General features: G+C 64.1%; 13 protein-coding genes. 8 read left to right on the top strand and 5 right to left on the bottom strand.

What is annotated here, in order from left to right:
- Positions 1-31: 31 nt before the first annotated feature.
- Complete coding sequence (locus AAFG13_RS15390) at positions 32-580, bottom strand: hypothetical protein (protein ID WP_342712516.1); 549 nt, start codon at positions 578-580, stop codon at positions 32-34.
- Positions 581-1,078: 498 nt separating this feature from the next.
- Here AAFG13_RS15390 and AAFG13_RS15385 point away from each other — a divergent pair, with 498 nt between their 5' ends.
- The 4 genes from AAFG13_RS15385 (at position 1,079) to AAFG13_RS15370 (ending at position 7,400) form a co-directional block, all read left to right on the top strand.
- The gene (locus tag AAFG13_RS15385) at positions 1,079-3,022 is read left to right on the top strand and encodes a PrkA family serine protein kinase (protein ID WP_212310679.1); all 1,944 of its coding nucleotides are present in this window, start codon (positions 1,079-1,081) and stop codon (positions 3,020-3,022) included.
- Between the two features lie 111 nt (positions 3,023-3,133).
- Positions 3,134-4,402, top strand: a complete 1,269-nt coding sequence (locus AAFG13_RS15380) for a YeaH/YhbH family protein (protein WP_212310804.1) — start codon at positions 3,134-3,136, stop codon at positions 4,400-4,402.
- Between the two features lie 4 nt (positions 4,403-4,406).
- A complete protein-coding gene (locus tag AAFG13_RS15375; protein WP_212310678.1) occupies positions 4,407-5,951 on the top strand; it encodes a SpoVR family protein in 1,545 nt (514 codons plus the stop codon).
- 258 nt (positions 5,952-6,209) lie between these two features.
- Entirely contained in the window at positions 6,210-7,400 is a 1,191-nt protein-coding gene (locus AAFG13_RS15370; protein ID WP_342712515.1) for an ABC transporter substrate-binding protein, read from the top strand.
- A gap of 114 nt (positions 7,401-7,514) precedes the next feature.
- On the opposite strand, the gene AAFG13_RS15365 is transcribed toward AAFG13_RS15370, so the two are convergent.
- From AAFG13_RS15365 to AAFG13_RS15350, 4 genes are all read right to left on the bottom strand, one after another.
- Positions 7,515-8,570 (bottom strand): 2-oxoacid:ferredoxin oxidoreductase subunit beta, encoded by a 1,056-nt coding sequence (locus AAFG13_RS15365; protein WP_342712514.1) that lies wholly within the window; start codon positions 8,568-8,570, stop codon positions 7,515-7,517.
- A gap of 130 nt (positions 8,571-8,700) precedes the next feature.
- Positions 8,701-10,548, bottom strand: a complete 1,848-nt coding sequence (locus AAFG13_RS15360) for a 2-oxoacid:acceptor oxidoreductase subunit alpha (RefSeq protein ID WP_212310675.1) — start codon at positions 10,546-10,548, stop codon at positions 8,701-8,703.
- Positions 10,518-12,317 (bottom strand): FAD-dependent oxidoreductase, encoded by a 1,800-nt coding sequence (locus AAFG13_RS15355; protein ID WP_342712513.1) that lies wholly within the window; start codon positions 12,315-12,317, stop codon positions 10,518-10,520. The genes AAFG13_RS15360 and AAFG13_RS15355 overlap by 31 nt, the downstream gene beginning before the upstream one ends.
- Before the next feature lie 281 nt (positions 12,318-12,598).
- On the bottom strand, positions 12,599-13,270 hold the full coding sequence (locus AAFG13_RS15350; RefSeq protein WP_342712512.1) for a hypothetical protein: 672 nt from the start codon (positions 13,268-13,270) through the stop codon (positions 12,599-12,601).
- Between the two features lie 195 nt (positions 13,271-13,465).
- Here AAFG13_RS15350 and AAFG13_RS15345 point away from each other — a divergent pair, with 195 nt between their 5' ends.
- From AAFG13_RS15345 to AAFG13_RS15330, 4 genes are all read left to right on the top strand, one after another.
- Entirely contained in the window at positions 13,466-15,790 is a 2,325-nt protein-coding gene (locus AAFG13_RS15345; RefSeq protein ID WP_342712511.1) for a caspase family protein, read from the top strand.
- 35 nt (positions 15,791-15,825) lie between these two features.
- Positions 15,826-17,370 (top strand): DUF1800 domain-containing protein, encoded by a 1,545-nt coding sequence (locus tag AAFG13_RS15340; protein WP_342712510.1) that lies wholly within the window; start codon positions 15,826-15,828, stop codon positions 17,368-17,370.
- 15 nt (positions 17,371-17,385) lie between these two features.
- Positions 17,386-18,579, top strand: coding sequence for a DUF1501 domain-containing protein (locus tag AAFG13_RS15335; RefSeq protein WP_342712509.1), 1,194 nt, complete (start codon positions 17,386-17,388; stop codon positions 18,577-18,579).
- A 335-nt stretch (positions 18,580-18,914) separates the two neighbouring features.
- Positions 18,915-19,796: an NmrA family NAD(P)-binding protein gene (locus AAFG13_RS15330; RefSeq protein WP_342712508.1), complete on the top strand. Its 882-nt coding sequence runs from the start codon at positions 18,915-18,917 to the stop codon at positions 19,794-19,796.
- The last annotated feature ends 9 nt before the right edge of the window (positions 19,797-19,805 follow it).

Below are 19,805 nucleotides of genomic sequence, written 5' to 3'. Positions count from 1 at the left end.
GCGCAATGATTGTCGACCGGCGCAAAGCCTATCACTTGTGCCGGAGTGCAGCGAGTTCCTTGCGGTCGGTCACAAGTTCGGCGCATTCGCCCAAGTCCGCGCGATCGACGCGAAAGATCTTGTCGTCGGCGCCGGCGAGCAGCGCTTCGCCGGCGTCGTCGTCGGGCTTGTTGCGATTCCACACCACGATGCGGCCAAGGCATTCGAAGCGTATCTCGTGTCCGGATTCGGTCGCGACCGCATGGTTGCAGTAGCCGCTGGAGTCGAAATTGCCGGGGCGGTGGCGGTAAGCGACGCCGAGCCGGAACGAGTAGTTGGTGGTCTTGTCCTCCGGCGCATCCTCGGCGGCGACGAGCAGCTTGATCGCGCTGACCTTCTGCTTCGGATGCTGCGTCAGATGATTTGCATCGTATCGCCGCACGAAGCAGGCATGGGCTTTCGCGCCGGGCGGGCCCGCGAACATCCTGTTGTCGAAGGCGGCCGCCCTGGCTTTGTCGACGCCTTCCTGCGCCTCGACGGTTAACGCCGCGCCGGCGCAGGCTGCGGCGGCAAGTGCGACAACAAGGAGTGCCTGCTTCATGACCGCCTCGGGAATAGCCCGCGCCTCCAAGGTGTCATCTTTACAGCGCGGCAATGGTGCCGCGTGGAACTGCGCGGGCTCGTTGCCTTAGTCGCGGCGACAAGGAGGCACGTTCAACCTCGTCTGACAGTTTGTTCATGCGAGTCTGTGACGTACACATCTTGACGCCAAGGCAGGACAGCCACACCTTTTCAGGGAGCCCAACGTTCATCGCCGGACGGGGAAGTTGCCCCGCTCGGATGTCCGCTTCGAAGGCCTGGGCCCCGGTAAACCACGGATGTGGCGAGGGGGTTACAGACACCAAAAACAAGGGGATATTGATGAACCATTAAGCTTCCTGCCTGTTGATAAGGCAGAGGCTGCACGCGCCGTGCATTGCCGAAATGAGTCGGTCGAGTGTCCAATGGACCCAGCGTGCCGACGCTGATTCGATCCTAGGACGCTCTGGTTGCGACTCGTGTCAGTCGTGCGGCGATACATATCGTGGAGAGAGGGATCATGTACAACGATTCTTTGTTCAACGCCTTCGCAAGGTCGTTTGAAGCGCGAAGCCAGACCGACATGTCGATGGCCGAGTATTTGGAGTCGTGTCGAAGTGATCCGATGCGATACGCCAATGCGGCCGAGCGGTTATTAGCGGCAATCGGTGAGCCCCAGATGATCGACACGGCCAAGGACCCACGCCTTGGCCGTATCTTTTTGAACCGTACGATCAGATCGTATCCGGCCTTCGCCGGCTTCTTCGGCATGGAGGACACGATCGAACGCCTGGTCGGCTTCTTCCGCCACGCCGCACAGGGCCTCGAAGAGCGCAAGCAAATCCTCTATCTGCTCGGACCGGTCGGTGGCGGCAAGTCGTCGCTCGCTGAGCGCATCAAGGCGCTGATGGAAATTCATCCGATTTACGTGCTGAAGGCGGGTGACGAGCTGTCGCCGGTGTTCGAGAGCCCGCTCGGGTTGTTCGACCCCGAGCAGCTCGGGCCGATGATCGAGGAGAAGTACGGCATTCCGCGCCGCCGGCTGAGCGGGTTGATGTCGCCCTGGGCCTACAAGCGGCTCGAGGCCTTCGGCGGCGACATCTCGCAATTCCGCGTCGCGCGCATCCAGCCCTCCCGGCTGCGCCAGATCGCGGTCGCCAAGACCGAGCCCGGTGACGAGAACAACCAGGACATCTCCTCGCTGGTCGGCAAGGTCGACATCCGCAAGCTCGAGACCTACGCCCAGAACGACCCGGACGCCTACAGCTATTCCGGCGGCCTCAACCGCGCCAACCAGGGCGTGCTCGAGTTCGTCGAGATGTTCAAGGCGCCGATCAAGATGCTGCACCCGCTGCTGACGGCGACCCAGGAGGGCAACTACATCGGCACCGAGAACATCGGTGCGATCCCGTTCACCGGCATCATCCTCGCCCACTCGAACGAAGCCGAGTGGCAGAGCTTCAAGACCAACAAGAACAACGAGGCCTTCATCGACCGCATCTGCGTCATCAAGGTCCCGTACTGCCTGCGGGTCACCGAGGAGCAGAAGATCTACGAGAAGCTGATCCAGACCTCCGAGCTTGCCGCCGCGCCGTGCGCGCCGGCCACGCTGGAAACGCTGGCCCGCTTCTCGGTGATGTCGCGGCTGCGCAAGCACGAGAACTCGACGCTGTTCGGCAAGATGCGGGTCTATGACGGCGAGAGCCTGAAGGAATCCGATCCGAAGGCGCGCAGCGTGCAGGAATACAAGGACGCTGCCGGCGTCGACGAGGGCATGGACGGCGTCTCCACCCGCTTTGCCTTCAAGGTGCTGGCCTCGACCTTCAATCACGACACCACCGAGGTCGGCGCCGATGCGGTGCATCTGATGTATGTGCTGGAGATGGCGATCCGCCGCGAGCAGCTGCCTGACGAGGTCGAGAAGCGCTATCTCGAATTCATCAAGGCCGACCTCGCACCGCGCTATGCCGAGTTCATCGGCAACGAGATCCAGAAGGCCTATCTGGAATCCTACTCCGACTACGGCCAGAACCTGTTCGACCGCTATGTCGACTATGCCGACGCCTGGATCGAGGATCAGGACTTCAAGGATCCCGACACCGGCCAGCTGATGAACCGTGAGCTTTTGAATCAAGAGCTGACCAAGATCGAGAAGCCGGCCGGCATCGCCAACCCGAAGGATTTCCGCAACGAGGTCGTCAAGTTCTCGCTGCGCTCGCGGGCGCACAACAACGGCAAGAACCCGAGCTGGACCTCCTACGAAAAGGTTCGCGACGTGATCGAAAAGCGGATATTCTCGCAGGTCGAGGATCTGCTTCCGGTCATCTCGTTCGGCTCCAAGAAGGACGGCGAGACCGAGAAGAAGCACGGCGAGTTCGTCGAGCGGATGGTGGAGCGCGGTTACACCGAGCGCCAGGTCCGCCGGCTCGTCGAGTGGTACATGCGGGTGAAGCAGGCCGGCTAGTGCACGATCCGGAGAGCCGGCAGCGGCTTTCCGTCTCGTTCCGTCCCGTCCAATAAAAATGCGATGCGACTGTCATGATCGCATCCGGCGTGAGGCAGATGCAACGTGGTCATGCATATCGTCGATCGGCGGCTGAACCCGGGTAGCAAGAGCCTGGAGAACCGTCAGCGCTTCCTGCGGCGCGCCAAGGCGCTGGTGCAGGGTGCCGTCAAGAAGTCGTCGCAGGACCGGGACATCAAGGATGTCCTGGAGGGCGGCGAGGTGACCATCCCGCTGGACGGCATGGATGAGCCGCGGTTCCGGCGCGAGGGCGGCACGCGTGACATGGTGCTGCCCGGCAACAAGAAGTTCGTCGAGGGCGACTGGCTGCAGCGCCCGAACCAGAGCGGCGCCAAGGGCTCGGGCGCGGGTGAGGGCGACAGCGAGGACGCCTTCCGCTTCGTGCTCAGCCGCGAGGAGTTCGTCGACCTCTTCCTTGACGACCTCGAATTGCCTGATCTCGCCAAGCGCAAGCTCGCGGAAACCGAGAGCGAGGGCATCCGGCGCGCAGGCTATGCGACCTCCGGCTCGCCCGCCAACATCTCGATCAGCCGCACGGTGAGCCGGGCGCTGGCGCGACGCGTGGCGCTGCGCCGGCCGCGCAAGGACGAGGTCGAGGCGCTCGAGGCCGAGCTTGCGGAATGCGACGACGAGACGCGGCGTCGCGAACTGCTGGCGCTGCTCGAAGCGCTGAAGGCCAAGGTCAAGCGGATCCCGTTCATCGATCCGATCGACATCCGCTATCGCCGCTTCGAGACGGTGCCGAAGCCGGTGGCGCAGGCCGTGATGTTCTGCCTGATGGACGTCTCGGGCTCGATGTCCGAGCACATGAAGGATCTGGCGAAGCGGTTCTACATGCTGCTCTACGTCTTCCTGAAGCGGCGCTACAAGCATGTCGAGATCGTGTTCATCCGGCACACCGACCGCGCCGAGGAGGTGGACGAGGATACGTTCTTCCATGGACCGGCGTCCGGCGGCACGCTGGTGTCGAGCGCGCTGGTTGCGATGCACGACATCGTTCGAACCCGCTTCCGTCCCGCCGACTGGAACATCTACGCCGCGCAGGCCTCGGACGGCGACAACATGACCTCCGACAGCGGGGTGACCGGGCATCTCCTGACCGACAAGATCCTGCCGGTCTGCCAGTTCTTCGCCTATCTCGAGGTCGGTGAGGCCGCCAACTACACCTTCGACATGCCGGACTCCTCGCTCTGGACGCTCTATGAGCGGCTGCGCAACGAGGGCCAGCCACTGTCGATGCGCAAGGTGAGCGAGCGCGGCGAGATCTTCCCGGTGTTCCAGGACCTGTTCAAGCGCCGCACCAGTCAGGAAAGGGTATAGTTTAATGGGGTCTTCCGGCGAACTGCTGTTCGATGGTGCCGACTGGGATTTCCCGACGCTGCAGCGAATTCACGACGCCTGCGAGGAGGTCGCGCGCAAGGAACTCGGGCTCGACGTGTATCCCAACCAGATCGAGGTGATCACCGCCGAGCAGATGCTCGACGCCTATTCGTCGGTCGGGATGCCGCTGTTCTACAAGCACTGGTCGTTCGGCAAGCAGTTCGCCTTCCAGGAAGCGTCCTATCGCAAGGGTCTGATGGGCCTCGCCTATGAGATCGTGATCAATTCCTCGCCGTGCATCTCCTACTTGATGGAGGAGAATACGGCGACGATGCAGACGCTGGTGATCGCGCACGCGGCGTTCGGGCACAATCACTTCTTCAAGAACAACTATCTGTTCAAGCAGTGGACTGACGCCGAAGGCATCCTCGATTATCTCGAATTCGCCAAGGGCTACATCGCGGTCTGCGAGGATCGTCATGGCCGCGAGACGGTGGAGCGGACGCTCGATGCCGCCCATGCGCTGATGTCGCATGGCGTCGACCGCTATCCCGGAAAGAAGACGCTCGACCTGCGTGCCGAGGAGAAGCGCGCCGGCGAGCGCCGGCAGCACGAGGAAGCCGTGTTCAACGATCTGTGGCGGACGGTGCCGAACACCAAGGCCAAGAGCAAGGCTACACTCAGCGCCGAGCGACGCCACGCCCTGCTCGGTCTGCCGCAGGAGAACATCCTCTACTTCCTCGAGAAGACCGCGCCGCGCCTGCAAGGCTGGCAGCGCGAGCTCATTCGCATCGTGCGTCACATCGCGCAGTACTTCTACCCGCAGGGCCAGACCAAGGTGATGAACGAGGGCACCGCGACCTACGTCCATTACCGCATCATGAACCGGCTGCATCAGCAGGGCCGGATCACCGACGGCAATTTCCTCGAATTCCTGCAGTCGCACACCAATGTGGTGTTTCAGCCCGAGTTCGACGATCGCCGCTATTCCGGCTTCAATCCATACGCGCTCGGCTTTGCCATGATGCAGGACATCGAGCGGATCGTGAAGAATCCGGAGGACGAGGACCGCGCCTGGTTCCCCGACATCGCCGGCAAGGGCGACGTCGAGGGCGTGCTGCGCGAGATCTGGAGCAACTACCGCGACGAGAGCTTCATCAACCAGTTCCTCAGCCCGGCGCTGATCCGGCGCTTCCGCATGTTCCATCTGCACGACGACCCCGCCGAAAGCCAGGGCATCAAGGTCGATGCGATCCATGACGAGCGCGGCTACCGGCGGGTGCGCCGCGAGCTGGCGCGGCAATACGATGTCGGCTTCGTCGACGCCAATATCGAGGTCGTGGATGTCGATCTCGACGGCGATCGTCGCCTGATGCTGCGTCACACCACCGTGAAGGGCGCGCAGCTCAACGAGACCGACACGCGGCGCGTGCTGCAGCATCTCGCCGACCTGTGGACCTACGACGTGGCACTCACCGAACTCGACGGCGCCGACAAGGTGCTGAAGGAGTACGTCGTCAGCCCGCGCGCGGCTGCGGTCGCTGCCTGAGGCGTGCGCTCACGCAGCGATCAGCGCGCGGTGACCGCCGCGCGGAACGCGAGTCTTGCTTGGTGAACCCTCGTGTCCACCGAAGGCTCGCATCATGAACGTCCCGGCAACATTCCGATATTGAACGCGCACCATGTTCCACGCGCGAACGTGATTGCCGGCATGCGGAAACCTCATTGCAGTCTTCTTGGCGATTGCCTGCGCGGGCGCGATTGATAATGTGCGCCGCGTCAAGAAAACCAAGAAAAGGATACGCTCTTGTCAACTCGCTCCCGCCTGGCGGGCTTTCTCGCCTTCACCGCGCTCACAGCCTCGTCGATCTCGCCGTCCGTTGCAGCCGATTCCGCGATCAGAATAGGAAACACCGCGCCCTATAGCGGCCCGGCGTCTGCCTACGGCACGATCGCACGCGCCGAAGCTGCGTATTTCCAGATGCTCAACGATCAGGGCGGCATCAACGGCCGCAAGATCGATTTCGAGAGTCTCGACGACGCTTATTCGCCGTCGAAGACGGTCGAGCAGACCCGCAAGCTGGTCGAGCAGGACGAGGTGCTCGCGATCTTCAGCGCGGTCGGCACCGCGCCCAACATCTCGGTGCAGAAATATCTGAACATCAAGCACGTGCCTCAGCTGTTCGTGTCCTCAGGCGCGACACGCTGGAACGATCCGAAGCAGTTCCCGTGGACGGTCGGTTTCAATCCAACCTACGAGCTCGAAGGCCGGCTCTATGCAAAGTACATCCTGAAGACCAAGCCGGACGCGAAGATCGCGGTTATCACGCCGAACGAAGACGCCGGCAAGGACTATCTCAGGGGCTTCAAGGACGGGCTTGGCGAGCATGTCGGCCAGATCGTTGCGGAGACCACCTACCTCACGACCGATCCGACCATCGATTCCCAGATGGTGACGATGCGCGAGTCCGGTGCTGACGTGTTCTTCGCCGAAGCGACGCCGAAATTCGCCGCGCAAGCGCTGCGCAAGGCGGCGAGCATGGGCTGGAAGCCGCTCACCATCCTGCCGACCGTCTCCAACTCGGTCTCCGCAGTGCTCGAGCCGGCCGGGCTCGAGAACGTCATCGGTGTCGTGACCGGGCTCTATCTGAAGGACCCGACCGATCCGCGCTGGGCCGACGATCCGGCGCAGCAGGAGTTCTCGGCCTGGATGAAGAAATATCAGCCGAATGCGAGCCCGGGCGACCTCTTCAACGTGCAGGGCTACACCGTCGCGCAGGTCATGACGGCGGTGCTGAAGAACTGCAACGGCGACTATAGCCGCGACAACATCATCAAGCAGGCGACCAATCTGAAGCCGCTCGAACTGCCGATGCTGCTGCCGGGCATCAAGGTGCAGACCGAGCCCGACAATGTGACGCCGGTCCGCCAGATCCAGATGGCGCGGTTCGACGGCAAGTCGTGGGCGCTGTTCGGCGACGTCTTGAACGACAAGTAGCCGTCACCAACTCCGCTGTCGTCCCTGCCTAGTGCGCAATTGCGCACTAGGCAGGGACGATACCGAGTTTGTCGCACATCCTTGCCACGTCATCGTGACGGTGAGAATGTGTGCTCAGCGCAGGCTGGCGTTGATCTTGTCCAGCACGGCTGAGCCGGGGCACAGCGCCTGTTCGTCCAGCGTGTTGAGCGGCGTCTCGACGGTGTCGAGATGGGTGTGCAGATCATCGGCATCCGGATCGACGTAAAGGAGCCCGGTGACGATCTGGCCCTTGGCCGCATGCTTCTGCAGGAAGGTCTGTGCTCCGAGTCGATCGTGCGGATCGTAGTCGGCGTCGAGCTTGCGCAGCGCGAGCCGCGAGCCGTCATGCTGCTCGACCACCTGCACGGTGCCGGGCGCGTAGTCGACGCTGATCGGTTCGCGGCCGACCAGCACGTCGAGGCGGTTCACCGCGTCGTTGTGCTCACGGACATAGTCGAAGCTCTTGGTCGAGCCGGCGTGGTTGTTGAAGGCGATGCAGGGGCTGATCACGTCGATGAAGGACGCGCCCTTGTGGCGGATCGCAGCGGCAATCAAGGGAACCAATTGCGTCTTGTCGCCGGAGAAGCTGCGCGCCACGAAGGTGGCCCCTAACTGCAGCGCGATCGCGACCAGGTCGATCGCATTGTCGGTGTTGATGACGCCCTTCTTGGACTTCGAGCCGCGGTCGGCGGTGGCCGAGAACTGGCCCTTGGTCAGGCCGTACACGCCGTTGTTCTCGACGATATAGGTCATGTTGACGGCGCGCCGGATCGAATGCGCGAACTGGCCGAAGCCGATCGAGGCCGAATCGCCGTCGCCGGAGACGCCGAGATAGATCAGGTCGCGGTTGGCGAGGTTGGCGCCGGTCAGCACCGACGGCATGCGGCCGTGCACCGAGTTGAAGCCGTGCGAATTGCCGAGGAAATAGTCCGGCGTCTTCGACGAGCAGCCGATGCCGGAAATCTTCGCCACCCGGTGCGGCTCGATCGAGAGCTCGTAGCAGGCTTCGATGATCGAGGCGGTGATCGAATCGTGGCCGCAGCCGGCGCACAGGGTCGAGATCTTCCCCTCGTAGTCGCGATGGGTATAGCCCAGCTCGTTCTTCTTCAGGCCGGGATGATGAAACTTCGGCTTTGCAATGTAGGTCATGACGACACCTGCGCTCCCCGCCACGTCATGGCCGGGCTTGTCCCGGCCATCCACGTCTTGGCCAGGAGAAAGAAAGTCGTGGATGCCCGGGACAAGCCCGGGCATGACGCCGGAGAGATCAGATGATCGATCATGTCACGGCCTTGCGGAGAGGGGTCACCTTGAGATGATCCTGGTGGTCGCCGATCGAGTTGGCGATGAAGCGAGCGGTGATCGGCGTGCCGTCATAGTGCAGGATCGGCACCAGCCGCACCGGGTCGATGCCGTTCTCGTTGACGATCAGCTGACGGAGCTGCGCGTCGCGGTTCTGCTCGACCACGTAGACGAAGTCGTGATCGGCGATGAAACTCGCGACGCTGGAGTGGAACGGGAAGGCGCGGATGCGCATGCGGTCGAGCTGATGGCCGCGCGCCTCCAGGATTCCGATCGCCTCGTCCATCGCGGGCGAGGTCGAGCCGAAATAGAGCACGCCATACTTGGTCGGCTTCGCCGCATTGGCCTGCAGCGGCCGCGGCACCATGTCCTGCGCGGTCTCGAACTTGCGCACCAGGCGCTGCATGTTATCGGCGTAGACGGCGCCTTCCTCGGAATAGCGCGCGTAGCGGTCACGCGAGGTGCCGCGGGTGAAGTAGGAGCCCTTGGTCGGATGCGTACCGGGATAGGTGCGATACGGGATTCCGTCGCCGTCGACGTCGAGATAGCGGCCGAAGTCGCGGCCTTCCTCGAGCATCTCCGCCGTCATCACCTTGCCGCGGTCGTATTGCTTGGCATCGTCCCACTTCAGCGGGCGGCACAGCCGGTGGTTCATGCCGATGTCGAGATCGAGCATCAGGAAGATCGTGGTCTGCAGCCGCTCGGCGAGATCAAAGGCGGCGGCGGCGAACTCGAACGCCTCCGCCGGATCTTCCGGGAACAGCAGCACGTGCTTGGTGTCGCCGTGCGAGGCATAGGCGCAGGCGATCACGTCGCATTGCTGGGTGCGGGTCGGCATGCCGGTCGAGGGACCGGCGCGCTGGATGTTCATGATCACGGCCGGGATCTCGGCGAAGTAGGACAGGCCGATGAACTCGGTCATCAGCGAGATGCCCGGACCCGAGGTCGCGGTGAAGGCCCGCGCGCCGTTCCAGGACGCGCCGATCACGATGCCGATCGAGGCCAATTCGTCCTCGCCCTGCACGATGGCGTATTTCGCCTTGCCGGTCTCCGGATCGTGACGATACTTCTTGCAGTGGCTGGTGAAGGCTTCCGCCACCGACGATGACGGCGTGATCGGATACCAGGCGCACACGGTGGCGCCGCCATAGACGGCGCCGAGCGCGGCGGCGCTGTTGCCTTCCACGAAGATGCGGTCGCCGACCTTGTCGGACTTCTTCACCCGGAGCCCGATCGGGCATTTCAGGTTCTGCAGCGCCCAGTCGCGGCCGAGATGCAGCGCGTGGACGTTGGAGGAGAGCAGCTTCTCCTTGCCCTTGTACTGCTCGCCGATCAGCTGCTCGACCAGCTTGGGGTCGAGATCGAGCAGCGCGCAGAGTGCGCCGAGATAGATGATGTTCTTGAACAGCTGGCGCTGCCGCGGGTCGGTATAAGTCGAATTGGTGATCGCGGTCAGCGGCACGCCGATAACCGTGATGTCCTCGCGGAATTTCGACGTCGGCATCGGCTTGGTCGAATCGTAGAACAGGTAGCCGCCGGGTTCGATCGAGGCGACGTCCTTGTCCCAGGTCTGCGGGTTCATCGCCACCATCATGTCGACGCCGCCGCGGGCGCCGAGATGGCCGTCCTCGGTGACGCGCACTTCGTACCAGGTCGGCAGGCCCTGGATGTTGGACGGGAAGATGTTGCGCGGCGACACCGGCACGCCGTGGCGAAGGATCGAGCGCGCGAACAGTTCGTTGGCGGAGGCCGAGCCCGAACCGTTGACGTTGGCGAAGCGGACGACGAAGTCGTTTACGCTGCTGATCGGGCTTTGGACTGACATGTTGATCCCGCTTGAACCATATCGATGAGGTACTTCTGCATGTCCCAGGCGCCGGTCGGGCAGCGCTCGGCACACAGTCCGCAATGCAGGCAGACGTCTTCGTCTTTCACCATGACGCGGCCGGTCTTCAGGTCGCCGGAGACGTAGAGCGCCTGGTCGTGATGCGGCGAGGGGGCTTTCAGCCGCTGCCGCACGTCATCCTCCTCACCGTTCTCGGTGAAGGTGATGCAGTCCATCGGACAGATATCGACGCAGGCGTCGCATTCGATGCAGAGCGGCGCGGAGAAAACCGTCTGCACGTCGCAATTCAGGCAGCGCTGCGCTTCGCCGAGCGCGAGCTTGAGGTCGTAACCGAGCTCGACTTCGGCGCGGATGTCCTTCAGCGCGATCACCTTGTCGCGATGCGGCACCTTGAAGCGCTTGTCGGCGGAGATGTCGTTGTCGTAGCTCCACTCGTGGATGCCCATCTTCTGCGAGGAGATCTGCACCTCGGGCAGCGGGCGCTCGGTGATGTCCTCGCCTGATAGCATCCGGTGGATCGACAGCGCGGCATCATGGCCGTGCGCCACCGCCCAGATGATGTTCTTCGGCCCGAACGCCGCGTCGCCGCCGAAGAACACCTTCGGATTGGTCGAGACGAACGTCTTTGGGTCGACCTTCGGCATGTGCCACTTGTCGAATTCGATGCCGCAATCGGCTTCGATCCAGGGGAACGCATTCTCCTGGCCGACCGCAACCAGCACATCGTCGCAGGACACGGTCTCGTCCGGCTCGCCCGAGGGCACCAGATTACGCCGGCCCTTGGCGTCGTATTCGGCCTTCACCTTCTGGAAGGTAACGCCAATCAGCTTGCCGGCCACATGCTTGAATGCCACCGGCACCATGAAGTTGAGGATCGGGATGTCCTCGTGCAGCGCGTCTTCCTTCTCCCACGGCGAGGCCTTCATTTCCTCGAAGCCGGAGCGGACGATCACCTTGACGCTCTCGCCGCCGAGGCGGCGCGCGGTGCGGCAGCAATCCATCGCGGTGTTGCCGCCGCCGAGCACGATGACGCGGCGGCCGATCTTTTCGACATGGCCGAACGACACGTTGGCCAGCCACTCGATGCCGATATGGATGTTGGCAGCGGCCTCCTTGCGGCCGGGAATGTCGAGCTCGCGGCCGCGCGGCGCGCCGGAGCCGACGAAGATCGCGTCGTAATTCTCGGAGAGCAGCTGCTTCAGGCTGTCGACGCGCTGGCCGCCCTTGAACTCGACGCCGAGGTTGAGGATGTAATCGGTCTCCTCGTCGATCACGTTGTCGGGCAGGCGGAATTTTGGAATCTGGCTGCGCATCATGCCGCCGGCCTTGGGATCGCCGTCGAACACGGTGCAGTGATAACCGAGCGGGACGAGATCGCGCGCCACGGTCAGTGAGGCGGGGCCGCCGCCGACCAGCGCGATGCGCTTGCCGTTCTTTGGCCCCGGCTTCGGCAGCCGGTGCTTGATGTCGTCCTTGAAGTCGGCGGCGACGCGCTTCAGGCGGCAGATCGCGACCGGAGTGTCCTCGACCCGCCCGCGGCGGCACGCCGGCTCGCATGGACGGTCACAGGTACGTCCGAGAATCCCGGGGAACACATTGGACTGCCAATTGATCATGTAGGCGTCGCTGTAACGCCCCTCAGCAATCAACCGGATGTACTCGGGAACGGGGGTGTGTGCGGGACAAGCCCATTGGCAATCGACTACTTTATGAAAGTAATCCGGCGCCGAGATATCAGTCGGTTTCATTCCTACCTTTGACCCGCGCGAAAAATGCCTGCCCGCGCGGCCTTATCGTTGACGACGAACGCTCACGTGGCGTTGTTCTGGTTTTTGAATTGGATCATAGGCTTATCTTATTAGAGCCGTTCCAGAGAACGCAAAGGCTAAATTGTCCGATCATCAGCTTTCGCGCGGCTGATGCGCGTGTAGCGTTAATCTCGTTTGCGTTATGTGGCGGTGCAGCATGGTCTGCACCGCATACCGTTCGTGTTTGAGCATGATCTCCACGCAAGCGGTGCGCGTTTGCGTCAACCGCGCGGAAGATCGCTCTTCTCGACATCCCACAACAGCCGGTAGACGCCGCTGGTGACCACCAGCGGCTTCAAGGCTGCGTTGCCGGTGATGCCTGCCGCGGCTGCGGGGACCGCGCCGACATCGGTGGCGTCGATCAGCACGAACCAGTCGCCGGCACCGGGATCGGCTTTCGCGGCGTCCGGCGTCAGCGGCTTCGACAGCACGGGGTCGTTCTCGAGCAGATGCATCGAAATGATGCCGTCGCGCGCGGCTGGATCGAGTTGCTCCCGCAATGCAGCGCGGAGTCTGTCCGCCCCCTCGGCCGGCGGGCGCAGGCGGATGATGCCGAGGGCTGCGCCTCGGCCGACGCCGCGGCTGATCGTGATGCGCGCAACACCACGGATCATGTTCTGGAAGCGCGCGATGTTGGCCTTCGACCAGTCGGTCTGGTTGGCGAGTGCCTTGCGGTAGGCGGGGCTTTCGAGCACCTCGAAGGTCGCGGTCGAGTAGAGGCTGAGATATTTCGGCTTGCCGTCATGGGCGACGTAGCGGCGGGCCTCCAGGAATCCGTCGATCGCGACCCGTTCTTCGAGATGCTCGCGATCGTACCAGCGGTTGAATTCAGCTTCGTGTAAGCTGTCGATATCCATCGAGGTCAGCAGCATGCCTTGTCCGGCGATTGGCATCGAGTGCTCCTTTTTTGCCTGTTTTATCTGCGTAATATCGCCTGATAGCGTGCGCCCGGGAAGCCGATTCCGGGGTGCCCGCGACCGTGCAGACCAAGGATTGCCACAATTGCCGCAATCCTGTTCAGCGCGCATTCACGGAAGTAGCCTTTCCATCCGTAACGCCAACTCTCGAGAAGAAAAGGGACGACCACTATGACGCGCATTCTGTGGGCATTGATCGTCGGTCTGGTGTCGCTCTCGTCGCTTCCCGTCCATGCGCAGGATCAGGAGAAACGTCTCGCGCTCGTGGTCGGCAATGGCGCCTATCAGGCCGGTGCGTTGCAGACCGCAGCAAACGATGCCGGCCTGATCGCGCAGACATTGCAGGCCGCCGGCTTCGACGTGGTCGGAGCGCGCGATCTCGATAGCGAGACGCTGCGCAAGTCGTTCCGCGATTTCATCCAGAAGGTACAGGACGCGGGGCCCAATGCCGTGGCCTTCGTCTACCTTGCCGGCTACGGCGTGCAGCTGACCGGCGAGAACTACTTCGTGCCGGTCGACGCCAAGATTGCCCGCGACACCGACATCCCGGTCGAGGCGATCCGCATCTCCGATTACAGCCATCAACTCTCGGCATTGCCGATCAAGGCCGGCGTGATAGTGCTCGATGCGGCGCGCAGCAATCCCTTCGCCAAGGACGGCCAGCCGCTGGCCGGCGGCCTTGCGCTGGTCGACCCCGATCCGAAGCTCTTGATCGCCTTCAATTCGGCGCCCGGCACCGTCGCCCCTGACGGTGCGCCGCCTTACGGGCCCTACGCGCAAGCGCTGGCGGAAATGATTCGCGCCGGCGGCCTGACCTTGCCCGAGGTGTTCGACCGCGTTCGCCTGCGCGTCAACGAGATGACCAAGGGTGCCGAGATCCCGTGGAATGCCCAGAAGGTCGACGCGCCGTTCATGTTCTTCGAGCGCAAGCCGGACGCACCGCCGCAGCAGGTCGATGCCGGACTGCGCACCAGGCCGATCCGCGATTTCCCGGCGCACGACGCCTATGCCGCCGCGCTGGAGCGCGACACGCTGCAAGGCTACGAGGATTATCTGCAGGCCTATCCGACCGATCCGCTGGCCAGGCGCGTGCGCGCGATCGTGGCGGCGCGGCGCGAGGCCATCACCTGGCGGCGCACCTACAATGCCGACACGCCCGATGCGTATTGGTCGTATCTGCGGCGTTATCCGCGCGGGCCGCATGCCTATGACGCCCGGCGCCGGCTCGCTTATCTGTCGGCCGCGCTGGAGCCGCCGCCGCAGTTCACGGCGCTCGACTATGACGTGCCGCCGCCGCCGCCCGACGAGGTCGTCTATGTCGACCGCCCGGTGCTCTACTATAGCGATCCGGTGTTCGACTTCGCGCCGCCCCCGCCGCCGCCGGTATTCTTCCTGCCGCCGCCGCCGCCCGACTTCGTCGTGCTGCCGCCCCCGCCGCCGCCGATCGGCCTGTTCGTGCTGCCGACGCCGTTCTTCGTAGCGATGCCGGCCTATGTCGCCGCACCGGCCTACGTCGTGCCGCCGCAGAACAACATCGTGTTCAACAACATTCACAACACGACGGTCATCAACACGGTGATCAACAATCCCAACCCGACGCCGGCGCAGCTCCATGCGGCCGGGGTGACGGCGGCAATGGGCGGCGCACCGGTCACGGCGGCGCCGCAACTGCCGGCCGCGGCGGTGCAGCGCGCCAATCTGGCACAGCCGGGCGGTCCGCAAGGCGTGACCCCGGCACAAGGTGCGGCCATGGGAGCGCCGGGCGCTGCGCCGAACGCAGCCGCCGCGCCGAACGCGATGGGTGCGCCGGGCGCACCGGGTGCGCCGGGTGCGCATACTTTGCCGGGCGCGAAGAATGGACCGCCGCTGCCGCAGTCGGCGACCGCGCCGCCCAACGCCACGCAGCAGCATGGCGCCGTGCAGCCGGGCACCGTGCAACCTGGCGCCGCGCAGCCTGGTGCCGCGCAGACTGGTGCAAAGCCGAACGCGGTGACGCCAGGCAAGCCGGCGACAGCCATGGCGCCTGCCAACGCACAACCGGCTCCACCGACCAAGCCCGGCGTTGCCCCCGCGACCAATGCGCCGGCCTCGCCCGCGACAGCCGGCAAGCCCGGGAGGCAGCAACCGCTGTCGCATGCCGCGACCGCGCCGACCGCGAACGTGAAGCCCGCGACGGCGCCATCGCCGGCGAACCGCACGCCGCCGGTACGGCAGACGCCGGCGGCGCGTTCGGCACCTGCGCATGCCGCGGTGTCGCCGGCACCGGTCTCCCGGCCTGCGCCGGCGCGTGTCGCTGCTCCGCCCCGCGCGGCTCCCCCGCCACCCCGCGCCGCAGCCGTTGCGCCGCATCCGGCGCCGGCTCCGCGCGCCGCGCCGCCGCCACCACCACGGCCGGCTGTGCAGGCGCAACGCGCAGCGCCGCCGCCGCCGCGGCCGGCACCGCCGCCAAGGCCCGCCGCAGCGCCGGCATGCCCTCCCGGCAAATGCAAACACTGAGAGCATGACACCATGAGCCGGGCAGGTCAGCCTTCATGAGCATCACGGCCACACTCGGATCGCGGACAGCCGCGAAACTGATGATCGGTACTATCGCGGGGCTGGTGGCGTTCCACCAGCCGGCGCGGGCGGCCGAACTCGCAGCGCAGGACATCGCGCTGCTCGACCGCCTGACCTGGGGCGTCAGCGCCTCGAGCGCGGCGCATCTGCGCGAGATCGGCACCGAACGCTGGCTGCAGGAGCAACTGCATCCGGCCAACACCGCATTGCCGGCCGCCGTCCAAAAGCAGATCGAGGCGATGCCGGACGTGCATCGCTTCCCGTTCGATATTGCGGCCTCGTTCGACCAGCAGGGCAAATCCGCCAACCAGGTCGCCGATCCGGAGCAGCGCAAGGCGGCACAACAGGTCTATCAGCAGGCCATGAACGACCGCGCCAGGCAGGCCGCGGCCCGCACCATCCTGCACGCGCTCTACGCGCCGGATCAATTGCGTGAACGCATGACCTGGTTCTGGTTCAACCACTTCAATGTCCACCAGTACAAGGCCAACATCCGCGTGCTGGTCGGCGACTACGAGGATCGCGCGATCCGCGCCAATGCGCTCGGCAAGTTCCGCAACCTGCTGTCGGCGACGCTGCATCATCCCGTGATGCTGCGCTATCTCGACAATGCCGATAACGCGGCCGGCCACCTCAACGAGAACTACGCACGCGAGATCATGGAGCTGCACACCATGGGCGTCGGCGCCGGCTATACCCAGGCCGATGTCGAGGCGCTGGCGCGGATCCTCACCGGCGTCGGCATCGACTTCAAGTCGGAGGACCCGAAGCTGAAGCCCGAGCAGCAATCCCAGCTGGTCCGCGAGGGCGCCTTCGAGTTCAATCCGGCGCGCCACGATTTCGGCGACAAGACCTTCCTCGGCCATCAGATCAAGGGCCGCGGTCTTGCCGAGGTCGATGAGGCCCTCGACATCCTGTGCCGTCATCCCGCGACCGCCACGCACGTCGCAAAGCAGCTCGCGACCTATTTTGTATCGGACAATCCGCCGGCCGCGCTGGTGCAGCAGATGGCGCAGACCTTCCAGAAGACCGACGGCGATATCGCCGCCGTGATGTCGACGCTGGTTCATGCGCCGGAGTTTGCCGCGAGCCTGAAGGGCGGCGCCAAGTTCAAGGACCCGATGCTCTATGTGATGTCGTCGGTGCGGCTCGCCTACGACAGCAAGGTCGTCCTCAACACGCTGCCGATCCAGGGCTGGCTCAACCGCCTGTCCGAGGGCCTGTTCAATCACGAGACGCCCGACGGCTATTCGATGCTGTCGGCGGCCTGGAACGGTCCCGGGCAGATGATGCTGCGTTTCGAGATCGCGCGCGCGATCGGCTCGGGATCGGCCGGCCTGTTCAAGCCGAACGAGCCCAACGCCGTCGACCAGCCGGCGTTCCCGCTGGTGATGAACGGGCTCTACTTCAGCAACATCAGGCAGACGCTGAGCCCGACCACGCTCGCCGCGCTCGACCAGGCCGTCTCGCCGCAGGACTGGAATACGCTGTTTCTGTCGTCACCCGAGTTCATGCACTGAAAGGGAGGTTCGGCAATGAACCGCCGCGAACTGATCAAGGCCTTCGCCGCTTCCGCTTCGCTCACCCTTGCCGGCCGGGTCTGGGCCGCGCCCGCGACCGACGCGCGCCTGCTCGTGGTGTTCCTGCGCGGCGCCTACGACGCCGCCAATGTGGTGGTGCCCGTCGGCAGCGAATTCTACTACGCTTCGCGCCCGACGCTTGCGGTCGCCCGGCCCGATGCCGGCAATCCGAATGCGGCGCTGGCGCTCGACGCTGGATGGGGATTGCATCCGGCGCTGCGCGACTCGATCTATCCGCTGTGGGCCAAGCGCGAGATCGCGTTCGTCCCGTTTGCCGGCACCAGCGACGATCTCTCGCGCAGCCATTTCGAGACCCAGGACACGATCGAGCTCGGGCAGGCGGTCGGCGGCAGCCGCGACTACCGATCCGGCTTCATGAGTCGGCTCGCGACCGAGCTGACGCGGGTGAAGCCGATCTCCTTCACCGACCAATTGCCGCTGATCTTCCGTGGCCAGAACCAGATCCCGAACATCGGCATCGCCAGCGTCAGCAAGCCGGGTGTCGACGACCGCCAGGCGCGGCTGATCAGGGAGATGTATGCGAAGGGCGATCTTGCCAATTCGGTTTCGGAAGGCTTTCGGGTCCGCGACGACGTCTACAAATCGGTCTCCGAGGAGATGATGGCGGCCAACCGCGGCGCCGTGTCGCCGCGCGGCTTCGAGCTGTCGGCGCGGCGGATCGGCCGCCTGATGCGCGAGCAGTTCAACCTCGGCTTCGTCGACGTCGGCGGCTGGGACACCCACGTCAACCAGGGCGCGGCGACCGGCTATCTCGCCGACCGTCTCGGCGAACTGGGCAGGGGCCTCGCCGGCTTCTCGGAAGAGATCGGCCCGGCGATGTGGCGCGACACCGTCGTGGTCGTGATCTCCGAGTTCGGCCGCACCTTCCGCGAGAACGGCGACCGCGGCACCGATCACGGCCATGGCAGCGTCTACTGGGTGATGGGCGGCGGCATCAATGGCGGCCGCATGGCCGGCGAGCAGGTCCAGGTCGCACAGGCGACGCTGTTCCAGAACCGCGATTTTCCGGTTCTGACCGACTACAAGGCGTTCTTCGCCGGCCTGATCCAGCATGTCTACGGCCTGCAGCAGGCCAGCCTCGAGCGCATCTTCACCGGCATCAAGCCGAAGGACCTGAATTTGGTTTGAAGAGCACTGCCAAAATATCGAAAACAACCCCATGCAAAGTAGCGGTCGGTTGCCGGTGTGTTCAGCATGGCAACTTGACGGGTTGCGGCAGTACTCGGTCGAGATAGCGCAAAGTCGCCTGTCGCGCGCATAGAGGCCGCCCGGCGCGTCATGCCCGGACGAATTCCGACATCTGACGGCTCTCCCGGCAGGGCCGTCATTGAGCCTGTGAACGACACGGCGATGTGAACGGCCCCACGCCCGCTGCCGAAACAAGCGACTTGACTTAGGAGTATATGCACCTATCTTAGCCTATGTAAGAGCATATGCTCTCAAATGGACAAAGGAGCGTCGTCATGAGCGAAGCAACTATTCTGGTCAGCGGTGCGACTGGGCGGACCGGGGGTGCGGCCGTCGACGAATTGCTCAAAATGGGCAAGAAGGTGCGCGCCTACGTGCGCTCGGATGGCGAGCGTGCGGCAGCGCTGAGGCAGCGCGGCGTTGATATCTCCGTCGGCGATTTCACGGACATCGACGCTATTCGCGCGGCCATGGAGGGCATCCAGTCCGCCTATTTCCTCCATCCGATCGCACCGGGAATCATCAGCGCGGCCGCCTATTTTGCCCAGGCAGCGAGAGAGGCCGGCGTCAGCGCGATCGTCAACATGTCGCAGATTTCGGCGCGCCGGGAATCGGCGAGCCACGCGGCGCAGGATCATTGGGTTTCAGAACGAGTGTTCGACTGGTCAGGCGTTGCGACAACGCATCTTCGCCCGACGTTTTTTGCCGATTGGCTGGTTTACCCGCATTTCGGAAAAGAAATCTGGGCGAAAAAGAAGATCGAATTTCCGTTTGAGAACGGCCGCCACGCGCCGATCGCCAGCGACGATCAGGGGCGCGTCATTGCCCACCTCCTAGCCAAGCCGCAAGGCCATGAGGGCAAGATCTATCCGCTGCACGGACCTGTGGAGATGAACCACACCGAAATCGCCGCCGAGATGAGCGAAGTGCTCGCCGCCAGGATCGACTACGCGCCGACCTCGATCGAGGTGTTCAAGGACAAGATGGAGAAGCTCTACAAGTTCCCTCCGTTCCTGGTACAGCACTTGGTCGAAGTCGCCAAGAATTATCGCGACGGCATTTTCTCGGGCACCAACGATGCCGTCGAGAAGATCACGGGAACACCACCGCTCTCGATCCAGCAGTTTATCGCGCAGAACCGCGCCGTGTTCGCCTGAACATGACCA

This window comes from Bradyrhizobium sp. B124 (assembly GCF_038967635.1).
In the GTDB taxonomy this organism is placed as follows: domain Bacteria; phylum Pseudomonadota; class Alphaproteobacteria; order Rhizobiales; family Xanthobacteraceae; genus Bradyrhizobium.
Note: the sequence above shows the minus strand (reverse complement) of the source record. Positions and strands in the feature narration are given on the sequence as shown.

Excerpts from the sequence above, each read along its gene's own strand:
- AAFG13_RS15385 (WP_212310679.1), top strand. The coding sequence starts at position 1,079 with ATGTACAACGATTCTTTGTTCAACGCCTTCGCAAGGTCGTTTGAAGCG.
- AAFG13_RS15380 (WP_212310804.1), top strand. The coding sequence starts at position 3,134 with ATGCATATCGTCGATCGGCGGCTGAACCCGGGTAGCAAGAGCCTGGAG.
- AAFG13_RS15390 (WP_342712516.1), bottom strand. The coding sequence starts at position 580 with ATGAAGCAGGCACTCCTTGTTGTCGCACTTGCCGCCGCAGCCTGCGCC.
- AAFG13_RS15335 (WP_342712509.1), top strand. The coding sequence starts at position 17,386 with ATGAACCGCCGCGAACTGATCAAGGCCTTCGCCGCTTCCGCTTCGCTC.
- AAFG13_RS15375 (WP_212310678.1), top strand. The coding sequence starts at position 4,407 with ATGGGGTCTTCCGGCGAACTGCTGTTCGATGGTGCCGACTGGGATTTC.
- AAFG13_RS15330 (WP_342712508.1), top strand. The coding sequence starts at position 18,915 with ATGAGCGAAGCAACTATTCTGGTCAGCGGTGCGACTGGGCGGACCGGG.
- AAFG13_RS15340 (WP_342712510.1), top strand. The coding sequence starts at position 15,826 with ATGAGCATCACGGCCACACTCGGATCGCGGACAGCCGCGAAACTGATG.
- AAFG13_RS15350 (WP_342712512.1), bottom strand. The coding sequence starts at position 13,270 with ATGCCAATCGCCGGACAAGGCATGCTGCTGACCTCGATGGATATCGAC.
- AAFG13_RS15365 (WP_342712514.1), bottom strand. The coding sequence starts at position 8,570 with ATGACCTACATTGCAAAGCCGAAGTTTCATCATCCCGGCCTGAAGAAG.
- AAFG13_RS15360 (WP_212310675.1), bottom strand. The coding sequence starts at position 10,548 with ATGTCAGTCCAAAGCCCGATCAGCAGCGTAAACGACTTCGTCGTCCGC.
- AAFG13_RS15355 (WP_342712513.1), bottom strand. The coding sequence starts at position 12,317 with ATGAAACCGACTGATATCTCGGCGCCGGATTACTTTCATAAAGTAGTC.
- AAFG13_RS15345 (WP_342712511.1), top strand. The coding sequence starts at position 13,466 with ATGACGCGCATTCTGTGGGCATTGATCGTCGGTCTGGTGTCGCTCTCG.